This window comes from Candidatus Pantoea gossypiicola, assembly GCF_008632075.1.
GTDB classification, from domain to species: domain Bacteria; phylum Pseudomonadota; class Gammaproteobacteria; order Enterobacterales; family Enterobacteriaceae; genus Pantoea; species Pantoea gossypiicola.
Genome location: NZ_VWVM01000004.1, coordinates 174,168 through 200,411 on the forward strand (window position 1 = coordinate 174,168; position 26,244 = coordinate 200,411).

Annotated in this window: 35 protein-coding genes and 2 pseudogenes; 2 read left to right on the forward strand and 35 right to left on the reverse strand. The window is 57.7% G+C overall.

The genetic code is table 11. The features are described from left to right. Positions 1 to 113: 113 nt before the first annotated feature. The 35 genes and pseudogenes from F3I20_RS07065 to F3I20_RS07240 form a co-directional block, all read right to left on the reverse strand. On the reverse strand, positions 114 to 779 hold the full coding sequence (locus F3I20_RS07065) for a phage baseplate assembly protein V (RefSeq protein WP_150037385.1): 666 nt from the start codon (positions 777 to 779) through the stop codon (positions 114 to 116). Then, positions 779 to 1,921: a phage baseplate assembly protein gene (locus tag F3I20_RS07070; RefSeq protein WP_150037384.1), complete on the reverse strand. Its 1,143-nt coding sequence runs from the start codon at positions 1,919 to 1,921 to the stop codon at positions 779 to 781. Before F3I20_RS07070 ends, F3I20_RS07065 begins: the two co-directional genes overlap by 1 nt. Beyond that, on the reverse strand, positions 1,905 to 3,242 hold the full coding sequence (locus tag F3I20_RS07075; RefSeq protein WP_190286027.1) for a DNA circularization protein: 1,338 nt from the start codon (positions 3,240 to 3,242) through the stop codon (positions 1,905 to 1,907). The genes F3I20_RS07070 and F3I20_RS07075 overlap by 17 nt, the downstream gene beginning before the upstream one ends. Continuing rightward, on the reverse strand, positions 3,239 to 5,515 hold the full coding sequence (locus F3I20_RS07080) for a phage tail tape measure protein (protein ID WP_150037382.1): 2,277 nt from the start codon (positions 5,513 to 5,515) through the stop codon (positions 3,239 to 3,241). The genes F3I20_RS07075 and F3I20_RS07080 overlap by 4 nt, the downstream gene beginning before the upstream one ends. Positions 5,516 to 5,655: 140 nt before the next feature. Beyond that, positions 5,656 to 6,048 carry a phage tail assembly protein gene (locus F3I20_RS07085; RefSeq protein ID WP_150037381.1) on the reverse strand — a complete coding sequence of 131 codons (393 nt, stop codon included), beginning with the start codon at positions 6,046 to 6,048 and terminating at the stop codon, positions 5,656 to 5,658. After that, positions 6,048 to 6,425 (reverse strand): phage tail protein, encoded by a 378-nt coding sequence (locus F3I20_RS07090; protein WP_150037380.1) that lies wholly within the window; start codon positions 6,423 to 6,425, stop codon positions 6,048 to 6,050. The genes F3I20_RS07085 and F3I20_RS07090 overlap by 1 nt, the downstream gene beginning before the upstream one ends. 12 nt (positions 6,426 to 6,437) lie before the next feature. Continuing rightward, on the reverse strand, positions 6,438 to 7,859 hold the full coding sequence (locus F3I20_RS07095; protein WP_150037379.1) for a phage tail sheath C-terminal domain-containing protein: 1,422 nt from the start codon (positions 7,857 to 7,859) through the stop codon (positions 6,438 to 6,440). Between the two features lie 3 nt (positions 7,860 to 7,862). Then, positions 7,863 to 8,096 carry a hypothetical protein gene (locus F3I20_RS07100; RefSeq protein WP_190286026.1) on the reverse strand — a complete coding sequence of 78 codons (234 nt, stop codon included), beginning with the start codon at positions 8,094 to 8,096 and terminating at the stop codon, positions 7,863 to 7,865. Continuing rightward, positions 8,083 to 8,745 carry a phage protein Gp37 gene (locus F3I20_RS07105; RefSeq protein ID WP_150037378.1) on the reverse strand — a complete coding sequence of 221 codons (663 nt, stop codon included), beginning with the start codon at positions 8,743 to 8,745 and terminating at the stop codon, positions 8,083 to 8,085. Before F3I20_RS07105 ends, F3I20_RS07100 begins: the two co-directional genes overlap by 14 nt. Further along, a complete protein-coding gene (locus F3I20_RS07110) occupies positions 8,745 to 9,185 on the reverse strand; it encodes a gp436 family protein (RefSeq protein WP_150037377.1) in 441 nt (146 codons plus the stop codon). The genes F3I20_RS07105 and F3I20_RS07110 overlap by 1 nt, the downstream gene beginning before the upstream one ends. Position 9,186: 1 nt before the next feature. After that, positions 9,187 to 10,112: pseudogene (locus F3I20_RS07115) on the reverse strand (Mu-like prophage major head subunit gpT family protein). A 14-nt stretch (positions 10,113 to 10,126) separates the two neighbouring features. Continuing rightward, entirely contained in the window at positions 10,127 to 10,567 is a 441-nt protein-coding gene (locus tag F3I20_RS07120) for a hypothetical protein (protein WP_150037376.1), read from the reverse strand. Next, positions 10,554 to 11,672, reverse strand: coding sequence for a phage protease (locus F3I20_RS07125; protein ID WP_150037375.1), 1,119 nt, complete (start codon positions 11,670 to 11,672; stop codon positions 10,554 to 10,556). Before F3I20_RS07125 ends, F3I20_RS07120 begins: the two co-directional genes overlap by 14 nt. A 235-nt stretch (positions 11,673 to 11,907) precedes the next feature. Then, positions 11,908 to 12,402, reverse strand: a complete 495-nt coding sequence (locus F3I20_RS07130; protein WP_150037374.1) for a phage virion morphogenesis protein — start codon at positions 12,400 to 12,402, stop codon at positions 11,908 to 11,910. Further along, entirely contained in the window at positions 12,392 to 13,651 is a 1,260-nt protein-coding gene (locus tag F3I20_RS07135) for a phage head morphogenesis protein (RefSeq protein WP_150037373.1), read from the reverse strand. Before F3I20_RS07135 ends, F3I20_RS07130 begins: the two co-directional genes overlap by 11 nt. Then, complete coding sequence (locus F3I20_RS07140; protein ID WP_150037372.1) at positions 13,644 to 15,203, reverse strand: phage portal protein family protein; 1,560 nt, start codon at positions 15,201 to 15,203, stop codon at positions 13,644 to 13,646. Before F3I20_RS07140 ends, F3I20_RS07135 begins: the two co-directional genes overlap by 8 nt. Then, on the reverse strand, positions 15,204 to 16,868 hold the full coding sequence (terL, locus tag F3I20_RS07145; protein WP_150059912.1) for a phage terminase large subunit: 1,665 nt from the start codon (positions 16,866 to 16,868) through the stop codon (positions 15,204 to 15,206). A gap of 5 nt (positions 16,869 to 16,873) precedes the next feature. Then, positions 16,874 to 17,104 carry a hypothetical protein gene (locus F3I20_RS07150; RefSeq protein ID WP_150037370.1) on the reverse strand — a complete coding sequence of 77 codons (231 nt, stop codon included), beginning with the start codon at positions 17,102 to 17,104 and terminating at the stop codon, positions 16,874 to 16,876. Beyond that, complete coding sequence (locus F3I20_RS07155) at positions 17,097 to 17,615, reverse strand: DUF1804 family protein (protein ID WP_150037369.1); 519 nt, start codon at positions 17,613 to 17,615, stop codon at positions 17,097 to 17,099. The genes F3I20_RS07150 and F3I20_RS07155 overlap by 8 nt, the downstream gene beginning before the upstream one ends. Next, positions 17,615 to 17,878 (reverse strand): hypothetical protein, encoded by a 264-nt coding sequence (locus F3I20_RS07160; RefSeq protein ID WP_150037368.1) that lies wholly within the window; start codon positions 17,876 to 17,878, stop codon positions 17,615 to 17,617. Before F3I20_RS07160 ends, F3I20_RS07155 begins: the two co-directional genes overlap by 1 nt. A gap of 1 nt (position 17,879) precedes the next feature. After that, entirely contained in the window at positions 17,880 to 18,113 is a 234-nt protein-coding gene (locus F3I20_RS07165; RefSeq protein WP_150037367.1) for a hypothetical protein, read from the reverse strand. Next, on the reverse strand, positions 18,076 to 18,546 hold the full coding sequence (locus tag F3I20_RS07170) for a hypothetical protein (RefSeq protein WP_150037366.1): 471 nt from the start codon (positions 18,544 to 18,546) through the stop codon (positions 18,076 to 18,078). The genes F3I20_RS07165 and F3I20_RS07170 overlap by 38 nt, the downstream gene beginning before the upstream one ends. Continuing rightward, positions 18,527 to 18,853, reverse strand: a complete 327-nt coding sequence (locus F3I20_RS07175; protein ID WP_223813089.1) for a DUF2644 domain-containing protein — start codon at positions 18,851 to 18,853, stop codon at positions 18,527 to 18,529. Before F3I20_RS07175 ends, F3I20_RS07170 begins: the two co-directional genes overlap by 20 nt. Beyond that, positions 18,823 to 19,029: a hypothetical protein gene (locus F3I20_RS07180; protein ID WP_150037365.1), complete on the reverse strand. Its 207-nt coding sequence runs from the start codon at positions 19,027 to 19,029 to the stop codon at positions 18,823 to 18,825. Before F3I20_RS07180 ends, F3I20_RS07175 begins: the two co-directional genes overlap by 31 nt. Further along, positions 19,026 to 19,415, reverse strand: coding sequence for a M15 family metallopeptidase (locus F3I20_RS07185; RefSeq protein ID WP_150037364.1), 390 nt, complete (start codon positions 19,413 to 19,415; stop codon positions 19,026 to 19,028). The genes F3I20_RS07180 and F3I20_RS07185 overlap by 4 nt, the downstream gene beginning before the upstream one ends. Before the next feature lie 82 nt (positions 19,416 to 19,497). Beyond that, complete coding sequence (locus F3I20_RS07190; protein WP_150037363.1) at positions 19,498 to 19,947, reverse strand: Mor transcription activator family protein; 450 nt, start codon at positions 19,945 to 19,947, stop codon at positions 19,498 to 19,500. Next, positions 19,947 to 20,345: a gp16 family protein gene (locus F3I20_RS07195; RefSeq protein ID WP_150037362.1), complete on the reverse strand. Its 399-nt coding sequence runs from the start codon at positions 20,343 to 20,345 to the stop codon at positions 19,947 to 19,949. The genes F3I20_RS07190 and F3I20_RS07195 overlap by 1 nt, the downstream gene beginning before the upstream one ends. 182 nt (positions 20,346 to 20,527) lie before the next feature. Beyond that, complete coding sequence (locus F3I20_RS07200) at positions 20,528 to 20,926, reverse strand: hypothetical protein (protein ID WP_150037361.1); 399 nt, start codon at positions 20,924 to 20,926, stop codon at positions 20,528 to 20,530. 32 nt (positions 20,927 to 20,958) lie between these two features. Then, the gene (locus F3I20_RS07205; protein WP_150037360.1) at positions 20,959 to 21,243 is read right to left on the reverse strand and encodes a hypothetical protein; all 285 of its coding nucleotides are present in this window, start codon (positions 21,241 to 21,243) and stop codon (positions 20,959 to 20,961) included. Beyond that, positions 21,240 to 21,458, reverse strand: a complete 219-nt coding sequence (locus F3I20_RS07210) for a hypothetical protein (RefSeq protein WP_150037359.1) — start codon at positions 21,456 to 21,458, stop codon at positions 21,240 to 21,242. The genes F3I20_RS07205 and F3I20_RS07210 overlap by 4 nt, the downstream gene beginning before the upstream one ends. 189 nt (positions 21,459 to 21,647) lie before the next feature. Next, positions 21,648 to 21,956, reverse strand: a complete 309-nt coding sequence (locus F3I20_RS07220) for a hypothetical protein (RefSeq protein ID WP_150037357.1) — start codon at positions 21,954 to 21,956, stop codon at positions 21,648 to 21,650. Then, on the reverse strand, positions 21,946 to 22,143 hold the full coding sequence (locus tag F3I20_RS07225) for a hypothetical protein (protein ID WP_150037356.1): 198 nt from the start codon (positions 22,141 to 22,143) through the stop codon (positions 21,946 to 21,948). Before F3I20_RS07225 ends, F3I20_RS07220 begins: the two co-directional genes overlap by 11 nt. A gap of 1 nt (position 22,144) precedes the next feature. Beyond that, complete coding sequence (locus F3I20_RS07230; protein WP_150037355.1) at positions 22,145 to 22,492, reverse strand: hypothetical protein; 348 nt, start codon at positions 22,490 to 22,492, stop codon at positions 22,145 to 22,147. Positions 22,493 to 22,502: 10 nt separating this feature from the next. Then, complete coding sequence (locus F3I20_RS07235) at positions 22,503 to 22,715, reverse strand: hypothetical protein (protein ID WP_150037354.1); 213 nt, start codon at positions 22,713 to 22,715, stop codon at positions 22,503 to 22,505. Positions 22,716 to 22,814: 99 nt separating this feature from the next. After that, positions 22,815 to 23,945, reverse strand: a complete 1,131-nt coding sequence (locus tag F3I20_RS07240; RefSeq protein WP_150037353.1) for a DNA-binding protein — start codon at positions 23,943 to 23,945, stop codon at positions 22,815 to 22,817. 299 nt (positions 23,946 to 24,244) lie between these two features. Between F3I20_RS07240 and F3I20_RS07245 the strand changes: the two genes are divergently transcribed. Beyond that, positions 24,245 to 25,063, forward strand: coding sequence for a transcriptional regulator (locus tag F3I20_RS07245; RefSeq protein ID WP_150037352.1), 819 nt, complete (start codon positions 24,245 to 24,247; stop codon positions 25,061 to 25,063). Positions 25,064 to 25,427: 364 nt separating this feature from the next. Continuing rightward, positions 25,428 to 26,240: pseudogene (locus F3I20_RS07250) on the forward strand (putative urea ABC transporter substrate-binding protein); the annotation flags it as partial. Positions 26,241 to 26,244 lie beyond the last annotated feature (4 nt).

The window sequence follows — 26,244 nt, forward strand, 5'->3', positions numbered from 1 at the left end:
CGTTACGGGGGTGGAGTGGTGGTCTGTCTGTGACGGGAGGTTTTAGTGCGGGAGCGGGATATGGGTGCGGAGATGGCCCGGCAGTGCTGCGCCGGGCTAAGGGCCGGACGGGATTAACCCGCCTGCATCGGGCCGGAATCGCCGTCCGGGGTGGGATGGATGTGTTTATCAACCTCGACGCCGTTAATTTTGATGCTGAGGGAGCTGATCGAGCCGGAGGTATGGCTGATGCTGCCCGCAAAGCTGGCCGTCGCGCCGCTGCCGTTATCACCTGAAATGCTCATGCCGCCGCTGCCGGTGAGCAGCCCTTTGACGGTGGCGTTTTGTGAGGTGGAGAAGTCCGGCGTGTCGTATTCGGCTGACTCACTGGCGGTCACTTTCCACGTTTTACAGTCTGCAGTGAATGCATCACACGCCATGTGAATGGCTTTGCCGTTCTTCAGTGTAATACTGGCCCCGTCGCTGTTGTAGATGGACACCTCGCCCGGCTTCAGGGACTGAATGCGGTATTCACTGTGCTCTGTAGCCACGACCACGCCGTGACTGGTGTCCCCGCCGACAGGCAGGATGATGGCCATTGCGCCTTCAGGCGGCACGGAGGTGATACCGAAATGCTGAAACACCTCAAGCGCCTGCAGAGTCTCGCCCTGCAGCCCGTCAAGCTGGGCGGTCATCACACCGCCCTCAGTGGTGATGCGCGAGATAACTGCGCGAAGAGGTCTGCGGATGCTGGCCAGCGCAGTGGCGATGCGCCGGTTGATGATGCCGGTGACGTCCATCAGTTAATTTCCTCCCAGGTGTGATAGGTCGGCACCTGCTGTTTCCCTTTTTTCTTATGGCGGGAGCGCGGGTATGCATCCGGCGTCCAGATGCCGTCCTCTTTCAGGGTCAGCGTGGTAACCAGCTCCTGGCCGCGCCCGCAGCGGATGGTGCGGGCCATGATGAAATAGATTGCGTCGATGTCGTGAATGTCACTTCTGACCGCCACACGCTGGCCGGGCTGCCAGGCTGTTCCGCCGGATGTGCGCACGCCCCGGACGGTGGCCGTAATGGTCAGCGCCTTCAGGCGGGAATCCGAGAGGATTTTGCGGGCGCGGGCGGTGGCCATGTCGTCGGTGTCGGTGTCGCCCATCACCTCGATAAAGGGGCGGTACAGCGTCATGCCGGTATCCGTCGCGGTGCCGTGCCGGTTGTGCACGCCATTGTGCTCGGGCGTGCCGTGCCCCTGGGAGAGGACGGTCACCTGCGAATAACGACCGGCGATGCTGGTCAGCTTACCGAGCTGCAGCAGGTTGCCGGTGCCGTCTTTCCGCATCACGAGCGAGTCCACGGGGGCGGCACTGTAGTCCGGGCCGCCGATAATCAGCGTACCGTCCGGGGCAATCCACGGCCAGAGGCCATTAACCTCGGCGACGTTCATCAGCGCACTCCAGGCGGTCTGGCCCGGCTGGATGCTGAACTTCTTCGGTGCGGTGCTTTTGTCGGCATGAATGGCGATTTTCGTGATGCCAGACGGCTTCACGATTTTATTTATCACCTCAGCCAGCGTCATGTTTTCGGCGGTAAATATCGGTGCGGAGCAGTCAACCAGCGCACCGGCGTTGTCGCGACCGGCGAGGTTGAGTACGTGCCGGCCATTGGTAACGTCGTGATTGATGTCATCAATCAGCCCGGTCATCAGAATATCGCTGCCCGCACTCAGGACGGCGCGCGCGCCGGGGTGGACATCAGCGGGTGGGCGGGCCTCGTTAAGACCGATGCGGAGCGACCAGGCACCCGCTGGTGTCAGAAAAGAACTGTCGACGCTGGCGCTTTCCCAGTCGCTGTGGGTTACGCCGCCCACGGTCAGGGTCAGGCGCTCATCGGCTGCCTTGGTTGTGTTACGGCTGTTTTTTGCTGTGGCGTTATTTTGCGTAGGCATAGAGAGTCATTCCGGGCTGAATATCATTAGGGTTGCCGAGGGATGGATTCAGACGCAGCAGCTCTCCGGCGCGGCTGGCGTCGGCGTACCACTCAAAGGCCAGCAGGTGCAGGCTGGTGCGGCGCGTGGCGGTGCGGGTGATAAGCGGCGGGCGTTGCTGAATCAGCGACACGGCCTGCCGCTGCAGGGTCAGGGCCAGCGTCTGCAGGTGCGTGATAATAGCGACATGGACACGACCGTCGGAGGTCAGGCCGCTGGCGCGCGCCTGTGCCTCAAGGGTCTGCAGCGCGGCACGCTGGCCGGTCAGGGCTTCCACAATCACGGCACGCACGTTGCCGGTGACCTGCTCAATCTGGGTGCTGGTCAGCGACGGCGTGCTGGCCTCGTTCTGCAGAACAGTGGCCGCAACCTCAGCCATCTCGCTCACGGCCACCAGGCGGACGGTGCGCGTCACCAGCTGCGTGTCGCTGTCGCGCACGGCGGTGACCTGACTCAATGGCAGCCGAAACGGCTTTGTGATGCTGGTGACGCTGCGATTCTGAACGTACTTCGCCGGGTAGCTGACGACGTGCTTCGCCAGACGGGTTACCTGCTGCCAGTCGGAGGTAACGCCGGTGCCGGTCAGGGTGAGCGTATCGCTGAAAGTGCTGACCAGGCTTTTTAAGTCACTGACCAGCGCGGCGGGCGTATCCAGCAGGTTGCTGACGCTGGCGGCGGTGCTCTGAATCTCTTCGCGCACACTGTCGAGCACGTACTCGCCTTCCGCGACGATGGTGTTGATGCGCTCAACGCCGTTTTCCAGCGTGCGCAGGTCGGTCATGGCGGTGCTGAAGGCCGAAGCGGCGCTGTCGAGCAGGCTGCTGCCGGTTGAGGTGATGCTCTGTGCGGCCTGATCGGCTGACGCAGCGGCGAACAGCGCCTGCTCCTCGCCGGACTCAATAAACACCAGCTCGACGGTGACGGCGTCCATTGTCTCGGCCTGCTTCTCAATGCCCGCTTCCAGAAACTGCGCGCGCGGGATCGAACCGTAGACCGGGTGGATCAGCTCGCCGGGGCCGCTGGATTTAAACGCGGTTATAAGCGCCTTTAACTGCTGTTTCCAGTCATGACCCCAGAGAAAGGCGGTAATGCGGAAGTTGACCGGGTTCAGCCCCTGATCCTCGACAGTTGCGCCGTCGTGATATGGGTATGCATAGTTAACGGTGGTACGTGCCAGCGTGTCGCGGGTGGCCAGGCAGTCAAACTCAACGCCCCGGAAGGATGCCTGCATCAGGGTATCAATGCCCGCCAGCGCAGCGAGCTGGGAAATAAAGTCTGTCATGCGCCGTGCCTCCGGGCGTTCTGGTCCACATGCGTCTGGAACCATGACAGCAGCTGCTGCCCGTCGACGTGGACATTGACGCTCACCACAGGCGCGGGTTGCGCGGGAAGCTGCAGAACGGGCTGACCGCCGGGTGTTTTCTTCTCGCCGTTCCAGTTCTGCAGGTAGCTGAGTGCTTCAGCTGAGGTCTGACGGGCGTTTACACCCTGATTGTGGTTTTTGAGGCGCGCCAGTTCGGCGGACTCATTCTTGCCGCTGACGGTGTCGGAGGGGATGATTAGTCCGGCAATAGTCATTGCCAGAGGGTTACCAATCAGGCCATCAGTGACCAAGCCTTTTCCACCGCTAACGGCTGCACCACCCAGTGTGCGACCACCTTTAATAAGCCAGCGTCCGAGAGACTTAAGCCATCCCGGTTTCCCGCCCGTCGCCTCAGCTGCATCCTCAGCCGCTTCAGCCACTGCCCCTGGGTTCCCACGTATGCGCCCCAGCAGCCCGCCGCCTTTGCCGCCGCCGGTAAGCAGGTCAGCGCCGCCCTTGACGATACCAAAAGCTGCAACCGTGGATAGCGCAATGGCCGCACCTTTCGCGGCGGTCGCCACTTTCGGGAATTCTTCGGCCAGCTCTGCTGCCTTTAACTCAATATTTCCCAGAACATCAGAAAGGGTCTTTGTGGCTGCATCACTGGCTTTCTCATCCTGCGTCTTGAGCTGCTGAGATTTATAATTGGCCGTGTCTTGCATAACGGCATAATCAATGTCTGTTGAGCGCTGTCCGGGCTTAAGGCTGAACTGCTTCTCAACGTCTTTTGATATGGCGTCAAACTGATCCGTATTGCGCTCATAGCCCAGAAAAGCATTGGCTGACTGCTGGTTATGCAGGAACTTGCCAATATTGTCGCGATGCTCTTCATCGATAGCGCGCTGAATATTTGTGCGCTGCTCAGGGGTGCTGGCTGCAGAGAGTTTTTTATTCAGCGCCAGTAGCTTAGGATCATGTCTGTCAACAGCCCTGACAAGATGCTCCAACGTATACAGCGCATTGTGACCCTGCTCAGCGTCGTGTGTTGCCATGCCCTGAAAGTCGAGACGATGCCCGTTGATTCTGACCCGCTTTGCGCTGTTGTTCAGATTGGTGGATGACAACTCGGTGATCAGATCGTTGGTGTTAGTCGCACCTTCATCTGCATTACCGGCGATGGAAGAGGCAACTTCATAAAGCGCCATCACATCCGCAAAGCCCTTTTGTCCCGTAAAGCCCGCACCGCGTGCGTTCTCCAGACCGCGTGGCGCTTCTCGCGCCAGCAATGACACATCTGCCTTACCGTGCTGTGAGGCTGTGGTGGCCGCATCAAGCGCGGCGCGCGCCTGTTCACCCTTAAAACCAAAGTTGTAGGTTGAGGTCATCAGCGAAGCGACGTCCGATGCGTCAGCCCCGGTTGCCGTGCTGACCTTCATCACTTCCGGGAGTGCGCCGTAAACATCACTGGTGCCCATCTTAGAGCGGCCCATAACCTCAGAAGCCGCCAGCGCGCTTTGTCGGTCGCCGCCGCCGTATTCCACCGCAGCATAGACATTATTTCTGAGGGCATCGACTCCGGCTAAGCGTTCGCTTGCACTGTTTTTGTCGCGATAAAGGAAGTTGCTGGCCTGATGCAGCTCGCTGTCAAAATCACGCTGCTGGCCAATGGGGCGTCCCAGCACCATAGCTGCGCCCGACACTCCGGCAGCAATGCCGCCGATGGTCTTAAATGTGCTGGTCAGACGACTCTGGGTGCGCTCGGTCTCCCCCAGCTCACGGCGCAGCCTGCCGACCGTTGAGGTCATCTGTTCATAGGCGCGCTTCTGCTCAGTTGCGGACAGGACGCCGGACCGCTCAAGCCGGTTATAGGCGGCTGTCGTTTTCTGGATCTCACGCTGAATCTCGTGCTCGCTGCGGATTCCCAGCGCCATGTAAGCCTCGCGGGCGGCGTTGCGGCTGGTATAGCTGCGCACCTCGGCTTCGGCCATCTCCTTCTGCAGGCGGGTAATTTTCGCGGCTGCTTTTTCCTGAGCGCGGGACATCTCAGCGGCGCTGAGCGTGCCGCTGCGGGCAAGGCGGTTCAGAGAGGCTTCGGTCTGCTGGATGGCACGACGGATTTTGTGCTCGCTCTGCACGCCGAGGCGCTCGCGCGCCTCCTGCATGCGCGTCACTTCATTGCGGATGCTTTTAATACCGGCGGTGGCGTTGTCCTTAACACCAATGCCAATCTGCGTGTCGAACGGACCTGCCATAGGTTATTTCCTGCGGGAATGGCGGCGGCGCTTTTTGTCGCGCCGCCTGCTGACAAAGCGGACATTCTGGCCCCGCTGCTTCTTCAGCCAGGCCTTCGGGTCCTGAACGTGATCGAGGGCATCGGTCAGCCCCAGCAGCTCTACAGCGTTAAGCGCGCGGAGCTGGCTTTCGGTCCAGCCGTACTGTCCGAGCCGGAGACAGAGACAGCGGAAGTGATGACGCTGGCGCTCATCTCTTTGCGCTTTTTTTTCAGATCGTCAGCGGCCTTCACCAGAATGGCAAAATCACTGCTGCTCAGCTCGTCGTGGAGCAGCTTATAGGTGATCTGCTCAGCCGGGAGTGTGCCCAGTGCGGTCAGGCTGCGGGCAATAACCGCCACGCGAAAGCCGCTGTCAGGGATGCTGTCATCTTCCGACACGTCGATTTCATCGCCCACGGTGGGCAGGCGCAGGGTGAAGTCGCGGTGCAGCTGGCCGCTGAACTCAATGCCGATATCCAGCGTGCCGCTGATGGTTTTGTTTCCGTTCATCATTATTCCTCAATGCAGTTAAGGGCGAAGCCGCTGATGCTGATGCGGGCCTCGTTGTCGACGCTGTACTGTTCACCCACCGTCGAGACGGTAAAGTTCTGGTAGGTTTTGGTCAGGCCACCGCTGGCGGCATCTTCGGGATACAGGGTCAGTTTGGCGTCCACGATGTTTTCCCAGACAATGGTGCCGGTTTTCGGGATGACCGCCTCCAGCGTCAGGTTGTAGGTAGCGATGCCGTTCACATGCCCCTTTGCCCGCCCGGTGGAGTTCATGGTTTTCACCAGTTTGCGACCGGTATCGATGGTCGGGTTGACGCTCACAATTTCAATCTCGGTCCCGTTGACCTCAAGCACAATCGGGCCGACGTATACGTCACTCATGCTCTGCGCTCCTTAATACAGATAAATGGTGCCGGTCAGGATGTGCAGTCCGCGTACGACCGGGGCCGGAATGGTGGTATCAGCACGGGTGTCGTCCTGCGCGTTGCGTGTGACTGCCACCTGGTCCTTATAGGTGTCGACGTTCTCCACCATCTCCAGTCGCTCCAGCGCATAGAGCACGTCGAGCGTCTCCGAGCGGATCTGCAGCAGACGGCGGTCGGTCAGCTTGCCCCCGTTCGGGAAGCGCTGCGACATACGGGTGCGCCACGCCTTGCGCACGTAATCCAGGGTGCGGATTGTGTTGATATCGAGCAGGGTCGGGTCGTCAATACCCTGGCTGTTCTTCACGTAATTACTGATGGCGCGCGTCAGCTGCACCTTACTGTTCACCACCTCAAATGGTGACAGGCCGTTGTGCAGCGCCTTCTCCATCTCGGTGCGCATCGGCCATGAGGCCTGCGGCGTGACGTCCAGCCCGGTCAGCACGGCATTGTCCAGCGGCTCAGACGGGTCGTCCTCAGCGGCAATGATGGCCGCGTACACCGCTGCCAGAATGCCGTTGCTCAGCACCGAGGCCGGATGCCAGCCTGTGGTAATGCGCGCGGCGTTACTGGCGGTGGTGAGTGTGGTGCCGGTAGCCAGCGTGCCGTTCCAGCCGGTGACGCCGACCGCGCCGCGCTGCTCAATCGGGCCGGACACGTTCCCCAGATGCTCTGACAGGGCGCTCAGGGCATCGGTGGTGCTGTACGGCATCACAATCAGCGTGTGACCGGCGCTGTAAATGGCGGTCAGCGCCAGCGTCACGTCCGGGTTACCTTCACCGCCCGCCATCGGACTGAGCACACCACTGACGCCGGTCGCGGTGATGGTCAGCGACAGGCCGATCTCGCTCCCGCACGCGCCTTTGTTCTTCGCGGTCAGGATAAGAGTGGTGCCTTTGCCTGCCGGGCTGTCGAGAGTCGCCCTGACCGGCAGGTCAGCTTCTGCCGCCATCGCCTCATGCAGGCTCTGCAGCAGGGCATTGGCGGTGCTGCCGTTCTTCACGGCCACGGCGACAGTTTTATCCCCCACCTGCAGGCGCACCTGGCCGGAACTGGTTGCCGGGCCGCTCAGGGTCAGCGCGCCGGTTGCGGCTACGCCCGCCTTGTCGTCGTCCAGTGCGCAGATGGCCAGCTGAATATTGCTGTTTGCACGAATGGCTGCGGCGGCCATCAGGTGCGCCTGTGAGCCGTGACCGAAGTACTGCGCCGCCTCATCGCTGCTGTAGACGTCGGTCGGCACCAGCGCCTTCACGGTGCCCGTGTCAAGACGCTGCGCCAGAATCACCACGTACTGGTCGTCGGTGGCCAGCGTGCGGGAGCCGTTGGTGAAGTTGTAATTGACGTAGGTGCCCGGCACGCGGGTCGTGGTCGAAATCTCGTCGGTATCAGCCATGACTCAGCTCTCCTTTTTAGCGTCGGCAGCGCGCTGCACCACCGGCTCGTCGCTGTCGGCCTGCGCGGGCCTTGCCGGGGTGGCCGGTGCCAGCTGCAGGTCGCCGTCGTTCATGCGGCGGCGGTAGTAGGTGCTCAACACCACATCCACGGCGCTGCCATCCGTGATGTACTCGCGGCTGCTGTTCTCCAGCGGCACGCACACGCCCTTACGGGCAATGACCTTAACTGTCTGCATCGTTATTCTCCGCTGGCAGAGTGTTCAGTGTGTCTTCCGCGACTACCTCACCGTCACGGATGTAGTCCGCGTGGGTGGTGACGTGATCAGGGTATGGGGTATCAAGTCGGCCAGCCCAGCGCACAAAGTCATGATCCGGGTCGGACTCGTCCGCCGGTGCCTGTGGCCAGTGGCGGTTTTCCAGTGCATCCTCAAACCACATCGTGTCGAAAACACACTCGTACATAGCCACCGCCTCTTCAGCAAAAACCTTCCCGTTAACCATCCGGACCACGGACGGGCGCAGCTTCTGAATCTCCAGCCCCATATCCTGCTCTGTCAGCAGGCGTCGCACCGCCCGGATAAGCCGGTAACAGCCCGGCTCGTCGTCCCTGACATCACCGTGACGGACGGCTTCGTTCTCACGAAGGTTGCAGTCAGCTACGAAGACGGAGAAGCGGCCCGCCACTTTATAGCGGGTGCGGCGGGTGTCATGCGCCTGGCTGGCCGTGATGCCATTAAAGGTGACAAATACGCCCGGCAGGGTGCTGAGAATGATGCCGACGTCGTCGGTCATCACGTCCCAGCTCACGACCTCCGTCGCCATGCCACCCAGCCCCTCACGAAGCCGGTTACAGATGGCGTTCTCAATGGCGGTAATAGTGACCATCAGTAGCAGCCTCCGTTGGTGTTGCGGCGGCTCCAGAGGTCTTCGCCCCCGGAATAAAAGAACACGTCCGGCGCGGAGCCGTCGACGCTTGCGCCGTTCTCCGGGTTGGTGCCGATGCCCGCCTTGCCGGTGGCAACCAGCTTCAGCCAGGCGATAGCGTCTTCATAGCGCAGGCGGATCTCCTCCGTGCAGGTGCGTTCTGTTCCGGTCAGAAGGTAGCGGGCAATGTCACAGCAGTAATCGCGCAGCGCCTGCGGCACGTCGGTCAGCGGCAGGCGGTAGCGCGCGCCGATATAGGCATCGATGCGCGCGCTGGCCCCCTCCAGATGGTAGGTAAGGCGATCCCTGTCCGGGACCGCTTTACCGCGCTGCGCTGACGCACCCACTGCATCCCGCTCACCAAAATAGGCGATGTAGTTATCCGGGGTGGCGTAGCGCATTTCAGGCACCTTTACCGGTTGAGCCGTAGATCATCTGCCACAGGCCATAGCCCGCCGCGCCGCGCGCCTCTGCGCCAAACTTAAGTTTTTTGCGCATGAAGACGTCCGGGTTATTCAGATCCTGCTGTGAACAAACACCGGTTTTTTACGCTGCTGGAAAATAAGCGGCTTAATGGCGCGGGTGGTATCCATCAGGAACCAGGCGGTGTCGCTGGTCAGCCACGGCACGACCATAACTTTTACGGTGCCTTTATAAATGTTGGCTTTGCCGTCATCCAGACGCTCAGCCGTCATCAGGGCATTAGCGGTATCCTCAAGCGCCGGTGGTACAACCAGCAGCGTCGGTCGCACGTTGAGCGGTCGACCTTCCACATCTTTCATACTGCGCAGTGCAGTGCGAGCCGCACCATAAGACGCCTTAGCCTCCGCAAGCGACGCCGCAGAAAGAGGCGCGGTACCCAGATTACTTACCGTAACCGGCTTGCCATCTTCATCCTTACCATTGGGGTGCTTAGCTGAAATAAAGGGCTGGCCGTCATAACATTTTTCCGTAAAAGCGCGGTTCAGCACGTCAAAGACCAGCTCATCTGGCCACTGCTTGGCGCTGAAGCCCGCATCCTGCGCCTGCGGGGCATAGATACCGATTTGATCATCATCCAGATCGTCACGGTCCACCTCGACAGTCGCCTCGTAAGAATCGTTGACCAGCGTATAGTTGTGCTGCGCCAGGGCACGCACTACTTTGTCGCCAATCCATTTTCTCAGGCGCGGAAAGCGGCCAAGCCAGGTGTAATCATTCTGGCGGGTGGTGGACGGTACGAGCGTCGCCACCTGGTCCCACTGCGCGGGTGCGGCGTCAAACGCCTTGTTAAACGTGGTTTTAATGGCGACGAAGAGCGCCACAATATTGGCTTTATTTAAAATCATGGGACATTCCTTCCTTATTCAATCCACACGCCATCGCTTTCGATGAGGATGATGCTTCCGGCCTTTGACATCGTGGCCTCCGTTGCCGGGGTGCTGCCGGATGCAGGTTTGCTCCCATCGCTGCCGCTCAGCGTACGGTTATCCAGCACAAAGGCGTGCTGGCCGAGCATGGCCTGCGTGATAGTGCCGTCATTCAGCCAGCGAAATGCTTTTTTACGACGCACAAGAACAAGGATCGAACCGTCATCACCACCCGTGTTATCTGCGCGCTCTTCGGCCCGACCGGCATAAGTGAGGCCCGTCGCAGCCTGACCACTTACCGCAAAGCCTTTCGCATTGATGCAGACGATAGTGCCCGCCGGGATAAGTTCACCTTTGGCAACTGGCACCGGGGTCAGTTCGCCGTCGCGATAAGGGGCGTCAAAATCGGTTTTCTGTTCATCAGTCAGCGGCATAACCCATCTCCTTCGCGTAGTCTTCAGCAAATGCCTTCTCATCAATGCCACCGAACTCAGCGAACTGGCTGCATACCGCCATTGCTGATGCTTCCGGGGCAGGCTGACCTTTGGTGTCCAGCCGCATACCCTGAGTCTGAAGGCTGCTCAGTGCGGCAATGGGCTTACGGACGCTGATCGCTTTCTCCAGCAGAGCAAAATCTCTTTTGCCCAGCTCGCGCATGACCTCCTCATCAGCCCCCTTAAATACACGGCCATCGCTGAGTGCGGCGGTCAGCAGAGCATCGACTTTGTCGCCCTGAACCTGTGAGGACAGTGAGGCCAGTTCGGTGCGCAGATCGTCAACCACCGCCACCGGCACGAATTTTGTCGGATCGGGGTTGCCGCTCTGCTGGCCGGGAACGGAGAGCGCGGCAATCTGCGTTTTTCCTTCCTGGATGGCCTGATCCTTCTCCTGCAGCTGCGCGTTATGCGCTTCAATCAGCGCGGCGACGCTGGAGCAGTTCGCGGTTTTCAGCGCGCCGTTCTGCAGCGACTCGGTGGCGGCCAGAATGGCGCTTTCGTCTGCCTTGCTGTCCAGCCCCATAATGGCGCAGAGTGCAAGTCGCAGGTTTTCGTTCATGGGTTGTTCTCCGTTATCAAAAAACATTAATGACGCAGCGACCTGCCGCATCCCGTCGAGTACCGGCATATTGGTGAGCGCAGCATTGACCAGCTCGCGCACGTTTCCCTTTTCGTCATAGCGAAAGGTTGGCGAAACATAGCGATACTCGTCGGCCTGAATCAGCGAGGCGGCGCGCGCCGTCCACTTCACGTCCGCAAACAGCCCCTGACCCTCGACCCAGCTCAGTGATTTAAACCAGCCGGAGGCGGGCACCGGTCCGGTGGCACGCGGGGCGTTCAGGGACTGGTGCTCATAATCAAACTGGTAATCGTTTTTGCGCTTTGCGGCCTCATCAATGAGGTTTTGTGCGAGCGCGGCATCCATGTACCAGCGCTGGCCACCTTTGGGCGAACCGAACCAGCCCGCCGGAAAAAGCTGTATCCGGGCGCAGTCGCTGGTTTTGTCGATGGCCGAAACGGAGGCCGTGGCAAGTTTCCACATCGAATGACAGTCCCTTTATTCGTTACGCTCAGCGCAGAATAACGGGCATCAGAACCGGGAAGCAGTGACAGGGGTGGAGTGGGAGTTTCGGAGTAAGCGGTCGGATTAGCGTAAGGTTACGGTGCAGAGACGCACCGCAACCCGATTTAAAACCCGTTTAAATCGCGTCAGATGCGTTTAAACTTTTTCAGCCGGGCAAGCGTTGCGCTTTAACGGTAAAATGCAGCACAGGCCGTTACAGGCCGTCATCAGAATTATTCAGGATATGGTCAGCGATAGCCTGGCTGACCTCCTCATAATCCTCATCCGTGAGCGTCAGAAACGGACGCGCCGGAATTTTCGATCCGGGGTGGTTCACCTTTTTAGCAAATCGCCCGTTAAAACGCAGCGCCTTTTTATGGCGTGGACGGATCTCATGCGGGCGGGTCTGCCCACCATAGTTCTGGATGGCAGCATACACCACGTTGGTGCCGACCACCGCCATGTCGTTATCGTGCCACGGCGTAATGCTGTTGTGCAGCCGCCCGGAGAGCAGCAGCGGCTTACCGTCGCGGTACTTAAGCCCCTCCCATGCCGGACGGCCACCGGCAATAAAGTTCTCGTCGACCGCGTTCAGCATGATGTCCGCGATCTGCTCCATCAGCGGCGCACGCTGCGCCACGCGCGCCGCCAGCCGGTCCAGCCACGCCTGCAGGTCATCGGGTAGCGTTATGTCAATCTCAGGCTGCATCGTCACCTCCGCTCAGGTCACCCTCTAACACATCATCACCGGCATCCGCCGCCGTCCAGGGTCGGACGCTGTCCACATAAAGCCCGTCCGCCTCGGCGCTTAAGCCGATCAAGGCGCGGCCGTCACCCGCAGCGGTCACCACGCTCAGCACCTCCCCGTGACGCAGTACGGCCAGCGGGCGCAGCAGCGCGGAGACCAGACGCGCCCACAGCCCGCCGCCCGCCTCACGCAGCGCCAGCGTCCGGTCGGCATCGAGCGTGATAACGGAAGACGACAGCGCACCTTTACCCAGGCGGGAGACCACTGCGGGGGACAGCGCACCCACTCGGCGAAAATCCCCGGAGGACTGCGGGGTAAGGCCGTTTATCCAGGCCTCCGTGTCGCGGTTCATGGCCGACACCAGCCGGTTATTGCCGGTAAGCGTCTCACGCACGGCCACGGCGGCCAGACCCGGCTCAGCCTGCGCGCCTTTCTCCAGCAGCGTCTGACCGAGACCGGCCAGATAGCCGCGCCCCGGATTCAGATGAAAACCGGCGTCAGGGGTCAGTATGTGCCCCGTAACCGGATCGCGGTACGCCCGGACCGGGCGGGTCTCCCCCTGCGTGCCGTAAGGCTGCTGAATTGTCACCATGCGCCCGGCACTGCTTTCCAGCCCGACCGGGTGGCGGTCAAGCTGCGCCTGCGTCAGAGCGCGCACCCAGCAGCGGCACCGGTAGCCGTTCGGCGGGTAGATGGTTGCCCAGATGGGATCGTCTGCGGCAAAGACGCGACCATTGAGCATCGCATGCACAGGACGCGTGCGGCTGTCCATGACCGCGTCATACTCCCAGTACGGACGCTGCGCGACGGTGCGCATCTGCTGCTGATAGCGCCCGGCAGCATAGGCGGATTGAATGTTGGTGCGGAAAATGGTGTCGAGCCGGTACGGCATCAGCTTTTTACCCTGCAGCTCGCCGTGCTCATCGGCAACCAGTCCGCTGCCGAGCCAGCCCTTACGGCGCAGGGTGGGGATTAAATCATCCTGAAACTGGCTCAGCGTGCCGCCGTTCTGCAGCACACCGGTCAGGCTCTGCTGAATATCACTCAGCACGTCGAGCTTCGTGATGCCCGCCACGGTGAACTTCACCGCATGCGCCTCATCCTTCATGTCCGACCAGGCCAGCGTCGGCTGCAGCCCCTTCGATTTAAAATAACCGATGGCCTTTTCAGGCGGCAGGGTCATGGCGAAGCCTGCGCTGACGTCACCCATGCTGCTGCCCCAGCACGTCAGCCACAAAGACCGCCTGACCGACCAGATCGCGCAGCGCCGAATCATTCAGGGAGGGATAGCTGGCCGCCAGCAGCGCATAGACCTCATCGGGCGTGGAGGCCGCCTTTATCCGGTCAATCAGGGGCTGCAGCATCGCCTCACTGGCGGCGGCGACCTGCGCGGCCAGCAGCTGCGGCGCAGCGTCAAGCTGCTGCTGCACCCCGTCGGTTGTGGTCTGCGGCACGGACAGCGCCGCCATCTGATGCTGCACGGCGGCGGACAGGGCCGCATCGGCGGGGATTTGTCGCGTCAGTGGCTTCAGGACCGTCTGGCCCGCCTGCGGCAGCGGAATACCACTTTCCTCTGATAACCACTCGCGGGTGATCTCAAAGCCGGTGGCCTGCGCACGAATAGCGACATTCATCAGCCGCTCCAGGTCAACCCGCTCACGGGTATCAAACACCAGATGTGGTGCTCGGTCAGGATCGTACTTACCACTAAGAGCCAGGATGGGCCACAGCAGCTGCTGGGTCAGGGTCTCAGCTACCATCTCCGCATCACCGACAAGCAGGTCGTGGCGCACCTCGTTGTGTACGTTGCCCAGCGCGTTAGTTGACGTTTTCCCGTCCGCCTGGCTTGTCAGCGTTCCGCCCAGAATGACCTTTGACTGCACCTTTTCGCACCAGCTCACCATATCGAAGAACGGCGCGCTCTGGCCTGCAGCAGGCGAGACCAGCTGAATCTCGGCGTTGCTGGGGATAATGCCGCCACCTTCGCGGGCCATCATCATGACGCCGCGAAGCAGGCGGTTACGCCCGGCAGCATCCATTGACGGATCGTATTTCCCGATGCGAAACGGAAGACCGTAGAGGTTCAGGAACTGCGCCCAGTCGCGTGCTGAGAGATTTTTAAAAAGGTAGGTCCAGACAAGCACGCGAAACAGGCCGCTCTGCGCTACGGGACCAGACTTAGATTTGTGGCGATGCACCAGCCAGCCCAGCTCCTGCAGCGGCTCACCGTCAGCGCCGCCCCTGTTGAGACGTATATCATCCAGATCTGCCTGGGGCATGGTGAAGGCTCGCGCAGGACGCTTTAGAAACTCGGAAGGCAGCCAGAGATCGCCTTTTCTCGCCCACGGCAGCTCAATACAGGAAAAGCCGTGCCCCAGCGCGTCGAGCATGTCCATCAGCATGCCGCGCCAGCCAGGCAGCTTGCTCAGACGCCACTCCATCTCGCGTGCCAGTTTCTGCTCGGCCTCCGTTGCATCAGGCGGCGTCTGAAGGCTCCACGGCAGCGTGAGCAGCGCGCGCTTGCGTTTGGACAACTCGGCAAAGATATGGCCGTCCCGCTCCTCGATGTCGGTAAACAGATCGCTCTGAGCCTGTATATCGCCCTGTTCGGCGGCCCTGAGCAGGGCGTAGACCCGCCTGATATTCAGACCCTCAGATGGATGCTCTGACTGATCCTGATAAAGGTAAGCATCCTCATCGCTCTGGATGGGCGGTCTTTTGTCATGACCAAAAAAGCGTTTAAACGTGGTTTTAAGATCCATTTACCAGGCCCCCTCACCGAAACCGTCGCCATACGCTGGCTCATCATCGTCATCATCCAGCTGTGCCAGCACGGCACTGATGGGAATAAATTCAAAGTTCCCCACGCTGGTTGAGGCTATCGCCCACAACATGTGCAGAGCGTCCGGCCCGTCATCATGATCGGCCATCGGAAAATGCATCAGCTGCTCACGCAGCGTGGCCAGCATGCGGGCGATCAGAATGCGCTCGCTCTCCATGAACGGCTGCAGCGACTCAATACGCCCGGCCTTATCTGTGGTCGGAATAACCGACCGCGCCGGGACGGGCACGCCAGCCTTCAGGGATTCTTCAATAAGCGTTTCGCGCAGAAAGTCCTGAAACTGTACCGACTCAAACGCCCAGACCACGCAGCCAAATTCACGCTGTAGGGCAATAACGTCGGTAATAATCTTTTTTGGGCGGCGCACGCGAATGTCAGCCCGGACAACCTTCAGCACCTTTTTGATGCGGTGCCAGCCGCCAACCAGCAGTGCGCTGGGGTCATTGCCCCGGCTGTTGTGTTTGCCCAGCGACGGGTCGCAGGCACCGAAATAAATCAGGTCAGGCTCCAGCTCACGCCACTCATGGATACAGCCATGAAATATCGCGTTTTCACCGCTGACCGGATCGTTCTGATACTCCGCATCAAAGGCGCGGGTGCCGACGCGCACGCGGATGAGCATCAGGGTCAGCAGTGGACGCGCTGACCACGAGACGCGCGACCCCTTCAGCATGGCTTTCTGGTTGCGCTTATAAAACGCATTTGCCACCGCTTTGCCTTTCTCCCGCAGCACCGCCTCCCAGTCGTCCCACAGCTTGAGATTGGCAGGCCAGGCGAGGATCGCCTGAAAGCGTTTCGCGTTCCAGGAGGGATTTTTCATGGTCCGCGCCAGCACGGAGTCGTAATGCAGGATCGAACCAACGTAGATCACATCCAGCTTGACGCCGGGACCGCCGAGCGGCAGAACGGTGCTGTTCAGCCACTTCTCCAGCTTGTCGCGCTGCTTAGGCGTCACCACGTTTTCGTCGTTTTCGAGGTCATCCAGATGCACGAGATCGGGACGATAAGCACCATGCTTGCGACCGCGCAGACTCTGACCCTGACCCGCCGCCTCAATTTTGATACCGCTTGCCGTCAGGATGCAGCCAATGCGCCACACGCGGCCCTGACCGCACGCTTCCGGGTAATCCATCCACAGGGCGCGGTTGTAAAGCAGCTCCGCCTTAATCACCTCCAGCGACTCCGCCGCCTGCGTGGCGGTATCAAAGGCGATAATGATGAATTTCTTCAGCTCCCGTACCACGCACCACAGGTCAAACAGCTGCTGGCTCAGCGTGGTTTTTGCCTCACCGCGCGGGGCGGCTATCACCTCGTTCTCACCCTCATCACTGGCGACCACCTGCGGCAGACGTTCAAACAGATACTCGTGCAGCAGGCTGGTTTCGGGGTGACGGACGTGATGAGGGAAATAGGTATTCACAAAGTAGCGAAACCCGTTCACCGGATCGCTGACGCGTGCGCGACGCTCTTTGATGGCCTCCGGGCTGGAGTCCAGCCCGACACTTTCGTTTTCAATGCGGGTGCGCAGCTCACTCTGAATCTGCTCAATACGCTCACGGAAAGATTTAAGAGAAGATTTAGACACGCCGCCTAATCCTGCTTTCTGACCGCCAGCGCAGCTTCAATCTGCTCTAACAGCGCAGATTTTGCATACCACACTGACCGTGCATAGAGGCCATCAGCCTGATGAATCTCGCCATCTTCAGTCTGCACCATCAGATAATCGCTCTGAACATACACACGAACGATGGTATCGGCTCGTACCGCATTGCGGTCGGTAAGTAAGATGAACTGGTTAACCGGCTTAACAACGTCAGCCATATTTTTTCTCCACGATTTGCTGAAACTCCGGCAGGACATCAAGAAAGCGCACCATCAGCGCCGGATGTCTGTCACTGAGAAAGGCCGCGAAATCCTCAACCACGCCAGCGGCCACCATCAGGCGGTCGGTCTGGGGCAGAATGCGACGGCTTGCGGCCATCATCTTGTTAAAGCCGTCCTGAAGCCCGACCAGGCGCTTTGTATATTCATCAATAGGAAGCGCTGTACCGTCCGGGCTTCCGCGCATTTTGCGCAGCTCAGCGATGGCGAACTGGTTGTGCTCCAGGTATTCCAGCATCAGCGCCGTGGCGATTTCCTCCGGCGCACCGGAACCGAGGCGACGCGCAGCACGCAACCTGTCCCAGTCGTCGCCGGTATCCCGTGCCTCTCTGCGCCAGCGGATCACGGTGGCCACGCCTACACCGTGCATCGGCCCCAGCACCTCCGGGGCCATGCCCTGTGTGATGTAGTCACGGCGGACCGCATCACGCACTTCTTTGCCATGCGCCATCAGTGACTACCCGACCCGCTGATCAGCCTGTCAATCCGCTCAGTCGTGCGCTCCATTGACGACTTGATCTCCGCCAGCATCGACATAATCTGCTCCTGATCGCGAACGGCGTCGGACTTGAGCTGATACAGCTCGCGCATGCGGATATTCTCTTTACGAAGCTCATCAATAGCGCCGTGCAGACTTTTAACCCAGTAGGTCAGGCCGCTGGCAACCAGGCCGAAAAAAAGCGTCTGTAGCGTGTCCAATGAAATTAACTCCATGTTATTTGCCCTCCGGCCAGAAAAACGCTTCCAGCGCTTTCAGCTTCGCCGCATTCGCCTGACACCAGGCACCATAGTCTGCTGCGTGACGTAACAGCGCTGCCGGAGGCAGGCCAGACGCCTTGCCCGCATACGCGGACGGGGCGGGCGGCATCGTGCCGACCGAGACCATCGCGCGCGGCGGCTTCATCGCCTGCTCAATGACCGGCGCGGGCGTCACCGTTACCGTATCCAAGGGCGTTTTCGTAGAGCTGCACCCCGTGAGGACCAAGCCCGTTAAAACCACAGCCGCCAGCCTTACCCGCTGTCGCATTGTCATCACTGATCGCCTTATCTATCTGCGTGCCGAGCAGCAGCCTGGCCTGCGCCAGCTCAGCCGTTTTATCCGCCAGCGTGGCCGCGAGCGCATCCGCCCGAGACTGCTGTGCCTGTTCACTCTGGCGCGCCTTAAGCAGCGCGGCGGTTGTCGCTTCACTGATACGCTGGCGCTCGTCAGAACGGGCTTTTTTCTCGCTGGCCAGCGCCACGTCACCGGCGCTTTTCGCCGCTGCGAAACCCGACTGATAACCGCTGTGACGCAGCCACCACACACTACCCGCAAGTACCGCGCACAGCAGTACACCCGGTAAAATCCGCGTTAAACACCACTTAATCAGCGCCGCGCTCATCCGGCTTACCTCTTGGCTTACCAGCTTCAGGTGGATCATCGTCCGCCTTGCTGTCGTGATATTTCTGGACCCCGGCATGCGCAACCCATGCACCGACGTAGACCGCCAGTGCGTCCACCGGCGCATGATTCCAGTACGCACACATCAGGACCACCGCCGAACTGACCAGCAGGGCCGTCAGCGTGGTGGCGTCCGTTGTTGAAAGCTGCCCCTGACGGTTGGAGACCAACTCCGGCAGGCGTTTAAGAAAGCCCATTGCAATGACCCCGCGCCACATCAGCGCCTCAGCCTGCGTTCCAGGCGGCAAAGCGCCTCTGGAATAAATGTCACGTACACAAGCAGGGTCGCCAATACCACTAATGAAACTGACCAGCTAAAACCGGCAGCAAAATGCCACATAAGCAAGGTAAAGGCCGAATAACCCACATTCAGAAACCACATATCAAGCCAGAGTTGCCAGCAGGCTTTCAGGTAGTCTTTCATGCCGGATACGCTGCAAAAGGAAGCTGGAAATGCGCACCATCTTTGAGCGTGGTCCAGCTGCCGCCCCATTCAACAGGGATAGAGAGATCGGCAGACGCCTGTTTAAAGGCGATATTAATCTGTTCATAGAGGGACCATTCCCATGACACCTGACCGCCCACATACGCCACGACGTCTACTGCATGGCCGGTAAGATGACGGCTGTTCAGCGTCTGACTATGGCCACCGGCGACCATCTCTTTCTGGCGTTCGGCGGTGCGTAAGCCTTCGGTGATGCCGAAATCAACAGATGAAACCTCAAGCGCATGGCGAACCAGCTTCACCAGGTCAGGATGCACACCCTGCATATTGTTTTCGCTGCGCTGACTGAATTTGAAAGAAGACATAAAAAACCCTCACGTTGCTGTGAGGGTCATTGTGCGGGGATGATAAAGGAGGCCGTACTTACAGGGGTGGAGTGGCAGCACATCAGAACAGGCGCTGCTGAACCTGCGGCTCGTCGGGCCTGTTGCGCTCTGCCAGCAGGTGCCACGCCCAGCTGTCGCCGAACCCGTAGCGCGGCGCGGTCAGCATCAGGGCAATACTCAGCGACTTACCCTCATTCACCAGCGCATCGACGTCGCTGTAAAAGCAGCGGTTGCGGTACTCACGCAGCGCCGTGGCACAGCGGGGAATGACCAGCGTACTGTCGCCCCCGAAGTGCTGCATCATTTTCTGGGTATTTTCCTCCCCAATCGTTTCACGCAGCAGCGCCAGACGCGGCTCGCCGTGGCTCATGATGCCGCGCCCGACCGGGAAACGGGCACCGCCGAACCGCTCGACCAGCTTTTGCGTCGCCTCAAATCCGATCACGCTGGCCAGCTCGCGCGCGGTATCCGGCAGCAGGGATGCCATCGACTCCAGATCAAACCCGCTCATTACAGCCTCCCGTGACGTTTCGCGTCAACAATCAGCATCTGCATCACCTGGCGAACCTGATCGTCGTTCAGCCACTCAACCGGCTTTTTCTCACCCAGCATGCGCTCAACCACGCCATCCAGATAGCTCCACGGGCGACCGGCCTCGGCCAGCAGCGCCTCAATCTTTGACAGCATACCTTTACGCCCTGACGCCACACGCGGACGGCGGCCATGTGACGCAGACGGCGTAAAGCCCGCGCTGCGCATCCAGGCGACGACCTTTTCAAGTTCAGCCTCTGAGCACGCACTGGCCGAACGGTGCCCGGTCAGTCGCGCCAGCACGTCGCGATAGGTTTCATCGTCCCAGCCGAGCCGCGACTTGCCGGTATGGACGATGCGAATAAGGTTACGCTTCATAGGGAGCACCTCAAACGAAGGAGAAAAACAGGAAGCCCGTAAACGAAAAAAGCCCCTCAATGAGGGGCTTTTAAGGGCTGATTCAAATTGTCACACCAGTACTGCAGTGGGTGACATTGGATCACGGTCGAAATTGATTGTCAACAATATTACGTAACACCTGAAATATTTGGTGTACAACCCTACTTACAAGGATACATTCTCCTTAGAGTATTTGAGTAAACTGCAGCCACATCCAGTTTCATGTCTGGGTTTTCGCCAGCAAGATACAGCTCAATAAATTGGTTAACCAATTTATCGTTCATTAATAATGTGTCGGGTACACAAGCGTAGGGTTTAAAGCTCTTATCCTCCCTGTGGATTACTACATCACTCATCCTCGAATAGCCTTCACCTTCTGCAACACCCTCCAAATAGAAAACTAAAGCCACTTTAGCTGACTGATTATCTTTATTATTAATATCATAGGCCTTGCTCCTTATATCTACATATTTTTCCAATGTCATTGCAGAGACCGCATGGAGACTTAGACTCATTAAAGCCAAACTAATAAAGACACTTCTAAAAACTGTTTTTCTCATAAGCTTCATCTCGAAAATTCACTTTTAATACCTCATACAGGTATCTCTAGGCTGTCATCATGTTTTAATAATCTGCCATCTACTGGCAACCACCGCACAACGTACTGCGAAATATCCCGCCCGGTATTGCGACAAATCATGCCAGCGTAATCAACATCCAGATAAGCCCAGACGAGCTTTGGATAACCCTGTTTCTGCAATTCTTCGCTTACCTCGCACACCGCGCAGATTGCCTTACCTGCGCCGGTTTCATAGGCCGCACTCAGCACGTCAGTGGGGATATCACCATTCCCCTCAACCCATTTATAACTTTTCACTTTCCACCCCCCAATGAATAAGTAATTTTCGCTATACCAATGATGCTTACTGAAAGTGTCATTAACCGGAGCGCATCAATCATGCGCTGCATTTCGGTATCACTGACACGCTCCAAATCTATCCCCAGCAAGGCCGCAACAGCGTCCAACACATAGTCACGCAGGGCATCTTCAGGCGACCAAATCATTGATTTGTGGTCATTTGCAGAATTCATACAAATTTAAACCTCTTTTTAAACCGCTCAGCAGCCCGCCTCATTTCTGATTGTGCAGACCTTTTATAAATACGGTGACCGCGATTATCCCAGCACAGCCAGCGGGACACTTCCGGCAGGCTGCGGCGTTCTTCTACCGTGCCGCCATCATTCAGGTGGTACACACGACGATCACCGCCGTCATAGTGCTCACAGCCCGTCACGCACAGGTACATCGCGCACCTCCGAACCACTGAAAGCCGTGCCACAGAACGGACAGAATCGCATCATTATCGCCGTATCGCTTTTAGTCTGACGGGTTTCAGGCTCTCCATTCTTGCGCCTGCGGTAGTAGCGAAAGCGGTATTTCAGGGAAACCGGCGCATGATCGCCCGCACTCATCACCCATACGGCATTTTCAAAACCCGACTCACCCATTTCAGCCAAGTCAGAACCGATTACGTCGCGAATCTGTTTATCGCAGGCCTCAGCGACCTTATCGAAACAATTACAGGCCATCACACGCCTCCATTTCATTAATGCGCACAAAGTCATTAAACGTGGTTTCGCAAAAGTGGCATTTCACAACGACCATCAATTGCTGCGGGTCATACATTTCAGGCATAACTTTCAGTTCAAGCACTGCCGTACGCTCACAACAGGGGCAGGCAGAATCGAGAAGAACATTTTCAGGATTAATCATCACCTTATGCCCCTTTACCAGCGCCGGTGCGGAGTTGACAAAGTTTGACCGCTGACTCATTTGCGAGGTCATCTTCTGTTTTTAGTGTTGGCTCCGTAATGTCGCCTTCCTCACGCTCAATTACCCACCGACCAAATGCTGTTATGTGCCGTATTGAATGCGGCCCTTTAGACGCTAAACCCAGCTCAACAAGACGGCTCATTGCATCCTTGCCAATGTCATATCCTTCGCCGTCATCGCAGGTCTCATTAAATCTCAGCAAGGCTTTCAGGTCTGGATCCTGGATTTTAGGCCCAGGGCTTAATCGGTTACTCAATTCACTTTCCATTACATTTTCAGGATTAACTCTCATATCTGACCTCTCATTTGCCCTTGCGGCAAAATTCGCAAAATTCATCCAGAATCACACAAGCACCACAAAGAAGGGCACCAACCCAAGCGACAGGCCAGAACACAGTTATAAACAAGGGGTCGGGAAAGCCGCTCCCATCGAAGATATAGCGTGCCGCCACCGCAAGCGTGAGCAACCCCACCGCCAGGTAACCAATTACAAATAAAAGAACTGCCATATTCATTAATAACCTCTTAGCGAATTTTGGCGTGAGCAGTCCCCTGACGGTTCACGCCATATTTAAATGATGATTAATTGCGGTTTAAATCAGACTACTTTTGCATCAACCGGCGTCAGTATTAGAGATGGCGTGGCGTATCGCGTCGCCAACCGCAATCTGACTTTCAGACATTGCCAGACTCCAGCCCATGACTACGCGTGAACGGCCATCAATAATCAGTGTGATTTCAGGTCTGAACGGCTTGCCCGTATCAGGATGCAGCACCTCTAACTTCATGCCGTGACCATCGCCGATCCAGACCCCGTTAACCGGTATCACTGACCAGTCACGACGCACGAACGGCATCAGCGACTGCCAGGCTGAACCTGCCACACGACCCCGCATGCGCTCCGCCTTGGGGATTTTGTTCAGCGCATAGCGTACCGTATCAATTAATGGCAGCTGGGCCAGCATCAGCTCATTACCCGCATACTCATCACGCCAGTCCTCAGCAAAGGCTTCATACGCCATTGTCACGCTGGGCTGATTGGGATTGCGCCAGTACTGCAGAAAGCGGCCCATCCATGGATACTGCTCAACCTTCTTAGGTCTGACCTGGCCGGGTGCCAGTATGGCCAGCTTCTCACCCGGCGTTTTAGCCAGATCGTAATCTGAAAACCAGCGCTGCAGGCTACTGACGCCCACACCCGTGCGCGTAGACCCTTTACGGGCGTTTGCGACATCTGCTGCTTTCTGGACTTGCTGCGGCAACGTTCCGGCTCTGGACTCCAGCGCGACGTGTGTCACGGCCTGCTTGCGATTCATACTGAGACCACCATTTACCGGCTCCTGCATAAGGCGAAGCACCTCACGCACCAGCATCATGCGCGCATCAGCAATTTTTTTCTGGTCATCAGTCAGCTCACGCAGCCTGTTATCCATCAGCGCAGGGCAGTTGCGATAAAGCCCGATCAACTCTTTTGATTTCTGCGACCCCGCATCAGCCTTGACAAAATTGCTACGTACCGCAGTTAAATCAGCCCCTGCAGACTGAGCCAGCAACTGACGAGCCATGCGAGTCTGGACTGCATCGCGTGCCACATCTGGCAGACAATCGATGTGGTATTCAAAAGCTCGTGACCCCTCTCGCTTTCTATATAGCCATTGTTTAGTTTTAGCGAGCTTCCTGATCCCTCTATCTGTAGCCGGAAGTCCCTGAATTCCCAATAATTCAGATGATGTGAACCAGCTCATAGTTATTCCTCATCACAAATAACACCGGATTCTTTGGCAATCAGCTCGCGTAGCTGAGCTCCTTTGGGGCCATTCCATACACCCATTAGCGCTTGGCGGGCATTTGGATACAAAACATTGTTGTTAATACACCACCGATGAAGAGTTGAGCCATGTGATATGAATCCAGCCCTAACTCTGTTAAGCAAGAGAGCGCCTGGGGCGATACTTTTATTCATTTTGTATATACTCGTATCCGGTTTGATTAATGATAATGAACAAGGTATGCCAACATATGTTGGCTGTCAACAGGTGTTGCTATGGAAATACTGCGAGTTGAAATGGCAGGGCGGCTTATCGAGGAGCGCACCCGTTTGGGTTACTCACAAGTAACTTTTGCAAATCAATTAGATATGACTAGGGAGGGATTGCGACTTTATGAGACAGGGCAGCGGGGTATCGGGGGTGAATTTCTGGCGAAAGCAGCCATGCTTGGGCTTGATGTCCAATATGTTCTAACTGGAGTTGAATCACCAAATAGAGCTGAAATACCACAAAAGCTTCAAGACAAAGCACTCAATATACAGACTCCGATAATCACAGTGTCTCCTGAAGGAACTGCCAATGTTGTTCATGTCGCCCAGACTGGAGCTACCGTCAATTTCTATAACAACCAGAAGCACGTGGTTAACACTAAAGCTGAGGTTAAGCCCGGCATAGAGCATATAACGGAAGCTCAGGCAGCCAAGTTGACAGAGCTTGTGGAAAACGTAGTTAACTTGGAAGGCAGGGTAAGGAAGAAGCCCGCTTCAAGACAGAGCGTTTGGGGCAAACTGAATAGGCATTGCGGAGTGACTCGATATAGACTCATTCCACTGGAGTTATATGAGAAGGCTGAAAAATTTCTTCGTCAATGGATTGGTCGGCTCAATTCCCAGCCAATGGCGTCAATTTCTGATAACAATACGTGGCGTAAGAATCGTTACGCTTACATAAAATTAAAAACCAACGGGGAACTTGAGGACTGGCGACAGAAGTACTTATGGAAGAATTTCCAAGTCGATAGTTTAACAGCCTTATCTGATGACGACCTTGATAAAGTTTATCGTGCAGTTACAACCAAGGTTCGCCGCAAATAGGTCCAACCCCAGTTCCTTTTTACAAAACAGGAATATGTGATTTCAATAAGTTAAACCGGAACTGGGGATCCATAGGCTGGAACACTAACTGGAACGCTTTGTATGATGGGTGCGTAGGTTATTCAGGCTAACTTTTTAGCTTCTGGCGCTCTAATACCGGTGGGAGCAACGCTCATTAAAACTCTCTTAAACTAACTCAAACGACAGTCATTTCATCCAGAAAAGTTTGCAAAAAAAATCATTTTTCGGTCATTTTTTTGCGGCAAGTCCAAAATCTCTAAATCCTCGCCAAGCCCCGCCAGTAAAGGATTTTCGGCTATCTTGCATGTTCTCCGATCAGTCCAGAAATGATTACCACCCCACATTCGACGGCTGCACCATGACCAACATGGATGCTCTGACCATTCCTGCAGCCGGCGGCATTGATAGCACGGCGCTGATTACCGGCAGCTATTCGGATGGTAACGACGGCGTAGTCCTGAAAGGGGAAAATAAAAAGCTCAGCGATCTGAAAGGGATGTCGGTCTATCTGCCTGCGCTGTCAGTGTCGCACTATCTGCTGGTACGCGGGCTGGAGAAGGCCGGACTGCAGGAAAAAGACGTTAAAGTCGTGAACACCTCCGATGCCGATATCGTCTCAGCGTTCGGCACCAGCAACGTCAAAGCGGCTGTGGCCTGGAACCCGCAGCTTTCGGTTATCAAAAAGACGCCGCAGACGACAGAAGTATTCAGCTCATCGGCCGTGCCGGGCGAGCTGATTGACATGATGGTGGTCAATACCGACACCCTGAAAGATAACCCCGCACTCGGCAAGGCGCTGACCGGTGCCTGGTTTGAGATGATGGCGAAGATGCAGGCCGGTGACACTCAGGCGCTGAGTGCCATGGCGGCCGATTCCGGTACGGACCTCGCCGGTTATAAGGCGCAGCTGAAAACCACCCACCTGTTCTGGACCCCTGCCGAAACCCAGACTTTTGTCTCTTCCCCCGATCTGGCGAAAACCATGCAGCGCGTCGCGGCGTTCTCCTTTGATAAAGGGTTGCTGGGCGAGGGCGCGCAAAGCGCTGACTTCATCGGCATGCGCTTCCCGGGCAACGTCACTGTCGGCGACACCGCAAACATCAAACTGCGCTTTGACGACAGCTATCTGAAGCTGGCCGCTGTGGGCAAGCTGTAACCAC